This is a genomic window from Acidovorax sp. KNOB132 (genome assembly GCF_057541515.1).
The window spans coordinates 1-4,919 of sequence record NZ_BAAJYT010000257.1; the positions used below are offsets into that span (position 1 = coordinate 1).

The 4,919-nt window shown below is 69.8% G+C and carries 3 protein-coding genes and 1 pseudogene; 2 read left to right on the top strand and 2 right to left on the bottom strand.

Translation table 11 applies throughout. The annotated features are described in order from the left end of the window. A partial coding sequence (locus AC27IO_RS20330; protein WP_498740454.1) for an AraC family ligand binding domain-containing protein occupies nucleotides 1-599 on the bottom strand: 599 nt, incomplete at its 3' end. Between the two features lie 33 nt (nucleotides 600-632). Beyond that, entirely contained in the window at nucleotides 633-1,919 is a 1,287-nt protein-coding gene (locus AC27IO_RS20335) for a cyclic di-GMP phosphodiesterase (RefSeq protein WP_317353907.1), read from the bottom strand. A 124-nt stretch (nucleotides 1,920-2,043) separates the two neighbouring features. On the opposite strand from AC27IO_RS20335, the gene recG reads away from it, so the two are divergent. Together recG and AC27IO_RS20345 are read left to right on the top strand one after the other, a co-directional pair. Next, complete coding sequence (gene recG, locus AC27IO_RS20340) at nucleotides 2,044-4,248, top strand: ATP-dependent DNA helicase RecG (RefSeq protein WP_498740456.1); 2,205 nt, start codon at nucleotides 2,044-2,046, stop codon at nucleotides 4,246-4,248. A 123-nt stretch (nucleotides 4,249-4,371) separates the two neighbouring features. Further along, nucleotides 4,372-4,919 (top strand): annotated as a pseudogene (locus AC27IO_RS20345) (hypothetical protein); the annotation flags it as partial.

Consider the following 4,919-nt stretch of genomic DNA (forward strand, 5'->3'; position numbering starts at 1 on the left):
CGGCTGCCGCGCTGCGCCTGGGCCGCGGCCAGCGCGCGCAACTCGCCTTCCCAGCGCTGGCAGGTCAGCGCCAGCAGCTGCAGCAGGCCACCGCGGATGCACGCCAGCGAGGCCAGGCGCCGCGCCGCGTTCTCGCGCTGCAGGGTGTCCAGCAGCGCCCGCACGGCCTCGAAGCCGCTTTCGTCGAAGGTGAAGTCCAGGTGCTCCTGGAACTGGAACGGCGCCAGCTCCGGTGCCAGGGCCAGCGGCACGTCTTCCAGGTCGAGCGGGTCCACGGCCAGGCCGGGCCACAGAAAGCGCTGGCTGAAGTTCACCACCAGCCAGCGCGTGCCCGGCGGGTGCGGCACGAGGTGCATGCGGTGCGGCAGCACGAAGCTCAGGGTGCGCGCGGTGAACGGCCGCGCCACGCCGCCGATGTGGTGCTGCGTGTGGCCTTCCAGGTTCACCTGGATCTGGAAATACTCGTGCTTGTGGGGCTGCGTGAGCGGCGTGCGGCCGCTCTGGTCGCGGATGTCGAAATCGAGGTGGCTGGAGCGCTCCACCATCGCGTAGGTGCGCACGGCACCCGCGGGATCGTTGCTGGCGCGCGGCGGGGGCATGCGGGCGGCCGGTGTCGCGTCAGGGCCGGGGCGTCAGCGCGGCACCGACGGCATGCCGGTCCACAGCTCGTTCAGGTCCGGAAAGCGCCATTTGTCCGGGTCTTCGCGGGCCACGATCTTCTCCGGGCAGCCGGGCTGGGCCAGGTCGATGATCTCGGGCGCAATGCGCAGGTCGGACTTGGTGGAGAAGAACACCTTCACGCGCGGGGACACCAGCGAGGCGGCCTGCTCCATCACCACGCCGATGCGCCCCGAGGTCAGCCGCACGAGCGAGCCCACGGGGTAGATGCCGATGCTCTTCACGAAGGCCTGGAACAGGCGGGGGTCGAAGTGCCCGTTGGTCCACTCGGCCATGCGCCGCAGCGATTCGGCCGGGTCCCAGCCGCGTTTGTAGGGCCGGTCGGAGGTGACGGCGTCGTACACGTCGCAGATCGAGGCCATGCGCGCGGTCAGGCTGATCTGCTCGGCCGGCAGGCGGTGCGGGTAGCCCGAGCCGTCCATCTTCTCGTGGTGGTGCAGGCAGGCGTCCAGCACCTCGTCCTCCACACCGCCCCCGCATTCCAGCAGCATGCGGTAGCCGTGCTCGGAATGGCTGCGCACGATGTCGAATTCCTCGTCGGTGAGCTTGCCGGGCTTGTTCAGCACCGCCAGCGGGATGGCCGCCTTGCCGATGTCGTGCATCAGTCCGGCCAGGCCGGAGGTGCGGATGCGCGCGGCGTCCAGGCCGATCTGGCGCCCCAGGGCCACCATCAGCGCGCACACCGCCACCGAATGCATGTAGGTGTAGTCGTCCGCCGTCTTCAGCCGCGCCAGGCTGATGAGCGCCGAGGGGTGGCGGGTGATCGAATCGGAGATTTCCTGCACCAGGCTGCGCGCGTCGCTGGAATCCACCGCGCGGCCCATGCGGGCCTCGTGGAACATCGAGGACACGGCCTGGCGGGCATGGTGGCAGATCGACGCTGCGTGGCCCAGTTCCTCGGCCATGCTGGTCGGTGCCAGCGAGCGCACGCGCTGGGACGGGGCGGGCGGCGGGGCGGGCGCAATCTTCAGATCCGGCATCTCCTGCAGCTGGCTGAAGTCGGTATCGAGGCGGGCCTCGGCCTCTTCGGGCGAGGTGGTGGCCACATCGGAGGCCACGTCCAGCCCCTTGGAAACGTCGATCCAGACCTCGGCGATGGTGGTGCCGTGGATGCGTGCCAGGTCCGCCGGGTCCTGGAGCACGAAGCCGGTGCGCCAGAACGGGTGGTCCATCCAGGAGCCACAGAACTGGTGCAGGTACATGCCCAGGGCAAGATGTTGGACGCTGATTCGCTTGAGCATGGGACCAGTGGGTAACGCGGGTGCGTCCGCAAAAAACGCCGAACGACGGCGCTGGCATGTTAGCCTTTTCTGCCCATGCCGGTTTCCTCTTGTTGCGCATTGTTTGCGCCCGCTTCCCCTTCCCATGACCGACCGTAGCGCCGCCGCCACTGCCGCCGCCGGTTCCGCGGGCGTGCCCGGGCGTGCGGGGCCCCCCAGCCTCTCCGGGGCCCGGCCCGTCCCCAGCCCTGCCCAGAAGGCCCTGCGCAAGCTGGGGCTGGTGCGCGACATCGACCTGGCCCTGCACCTGCCCCTGCGCTACGAGGACGAAACCCGCATCACCCCCCTGCGCAACGCCCGGGACGGCGACACCGTGCAGATCGAGGCCACCGTCGTCTCCAGCGAGGTGCAGCTGCGCCCCCGCCGCCAGCTGCTGGTGCAGGTGGACGACGGCACCGGCACGTGCGAACTGCGGTTCTTCAGCTTCTACCCCTCCCACCAGAAGACCCTGGCCGTGGGCGCGCGCCTGCGCATCCGGGGCGAGGTCAAGGGCGGCTTCTGGGGCCGGCAGATGCTGCACCCGGCCTTTCGCACGGCCAGCGGCGACCTGCCGGCCGCGCTCACCCCGGTCTACCCGACCGTCGCGCAACTGCCCCAGGCCTACCTGCGCCGCGCCATCGTGAGCGCCCTGCAGCGCGTGGAGCTGTCCGAGACGCTGCCGCCCGGCGTGGAGCCGCCGGTGGGCCGCGTGCATGGCCAAAACGGCCTGGCGCCGGGGTGGAATCTGCGGCAGGCGCTCACTTTTTTGCACCACCCGGCGCCGGACGTGGCCATCGCCACCCTGGAGGACCACAGCCACCCCGCCTGGCAGCGGCTCAAGGCCGAGGAACTGCTGGCCCAGCAGCTGTCGCAGCAGCAGTCCAAGCGCGAACGGGCCCGGCTGTGCGCGCCGGTGCTGCAGGCACCGCCGCCCGGCGACGGCGGCCTGACGCTGGCCGAGCAACTGCTGGCCGTGCTGCCCTTCGGCCTCACGAGCGCCCAGCGCCGCGTGGGCGAGGAAATCGCCCGCGACCTGGGCCGCTCCGTGCCCATGCACCGCCTGCTGCAGGGCGACGTGGGCTCGGGCAAGACCGTGGTGGCGGCCCTGGCCGCCGCCGTGTGCATCGACGCGGGCTGGCAGTGCGCGCTGATGGCCCCCACCGAAATCCTGGCCGAGCAGCACTTCGCCAAGCTCGTCGGCTGGCTGGAGCCCCTGCTGGCCGCGCGTGGCCAGCGCGTGGCCTGGCTGGTCGGCGGGCAAAAGAAAAAAGAGCGCGCCGCCATGCTGGCCCTGGTGGAAAGCGGCGAGGCCGCGCTGGTGGTCGGCACCCATGCCGTGATCCAGGAGCAGGTGCGCTTTCGGTGCCTGGCCCTGGCCGTGATCGACGAGCAGCACCGGTTCGGCGTGGCGCAGCGCCTGGCGCTGCGGCAAAAGCTCGAAGGGCAGGGCATGGAGCCCCACATGCTCATGATGAGCGCCACGCCCATCCCGCGCACCCTGGCCATGAGCTACTACGCCGACCTGGACGTCTCCACCATCGACGAGCTGCCTCCCGGGCGCACCCCCATCGTCACCAAGCTCATCGCGGACAGCCGCAAGGACGAGGTCATCGAGCGCATCGCCGCCCAGGTCGCCTCGGGCCGGCAGGTGTACTGGGTGTGCCCGCTGATCGAGGAAAGCGAGGCGCTGGACCTGTCCAACGCCACCGCCACCCATGCCGAGCTGAGCGAGGCCCTCCAGGGCGGCATCGCGGCAGGCCAGGCGCCCGTGCAGGTGGGCCTGCTGCACTCGCGCATGCCCAGCGCAGAGAAGAAGGCCGTCATGGCGCTCTTCACCAGCGGCGCCATGGGCGTGCTGGTCAGCACCACCGTGATCGAGGTGGGCGTCGATGTGCCCAATGCCTCGCTCATGGTCATCGAGCATTCCGAACGGTTCGGCCTGTCGCAGCTGCACCAGCTGCGCGGGCGCGTGGGGCGGGGCGCGGCAGCCTCGGCCTGCGTGCTGCTGTATTCCACCAACGACAGCGGCCGGCTGGGCGAGACCGCCCGCGAACGCCTCAAGGCCATGGCCGAGACCAACGACGGCTTCGAGATCGCCCGGCGCGACCTGGACATCCGCGGCCCGGGCGAATTCCTGGGCGCCCGCCAGTCCGGCGCGCCGCTGCTGCGCTTTGCCGACCTGGCCACCGACACCGTGCTGCTGGAGTGGGCGAGGGAGCTTGCACCGCACATGCTCGACCGGTTTCCCGCCCTGGCCGAGCGGCATGTGATGCGGTGGCTGGGCGGGAAGTCGGATTATCTGAAGGCGTGAAGACCCAAGGCCTGGCGCATTTTCAGGGCGGGTCGCGGGTAATGTAACTCCCTGTATCTCGATGTTCGGGTTTCTGCGCAGTCGATAAAATGCGTAACTCAAGATCAAACGGGAGAGGGATTCATGAGGGTTGTCTGGGCCGCCTGCATCGCATTGCAGGCCATGGGTTATTGGGGCGTGGCAGAGGCAGGGGGGATCGACAGAAGCAAGCCGTTTGGGTATGGCATCGACGTAGAGGCCCCGCTGGCGCCCGTGATGCGATACACGGTGCTGTCCAGCACGGTGGCGGGCGTGTGCGGCGCGTTGCCAGCCGGATATGGGCCGACCCAGTTTTGCGCGCGGTCGAGCTATGGACGCAATTTCTGTACAGGGATTCCTTCCCTGGGTCCCGATCCTTGCGAGAACGTGGAAGGGTTCGGCCCCAGCATCATGCCCATCTGCAACCGGCCCACGAACGAGCACCCCGAATACCTCTACAACCCGGCGGGCTGGACCGAAAGCCGGCCCAAATACGACATCGCCACCGACAAATTCTCCTGTGTCTGCCGGAATGCGGAACGCGGGGATGTCCGCGACTCGGAAATCAGCGGCTGGTGCGGCCCCAAGCAATTGATCGACCCCGATCCGCCACCACCGCCCCCGCCGCCACCCCCCCCGCCGCCACCTCCTCC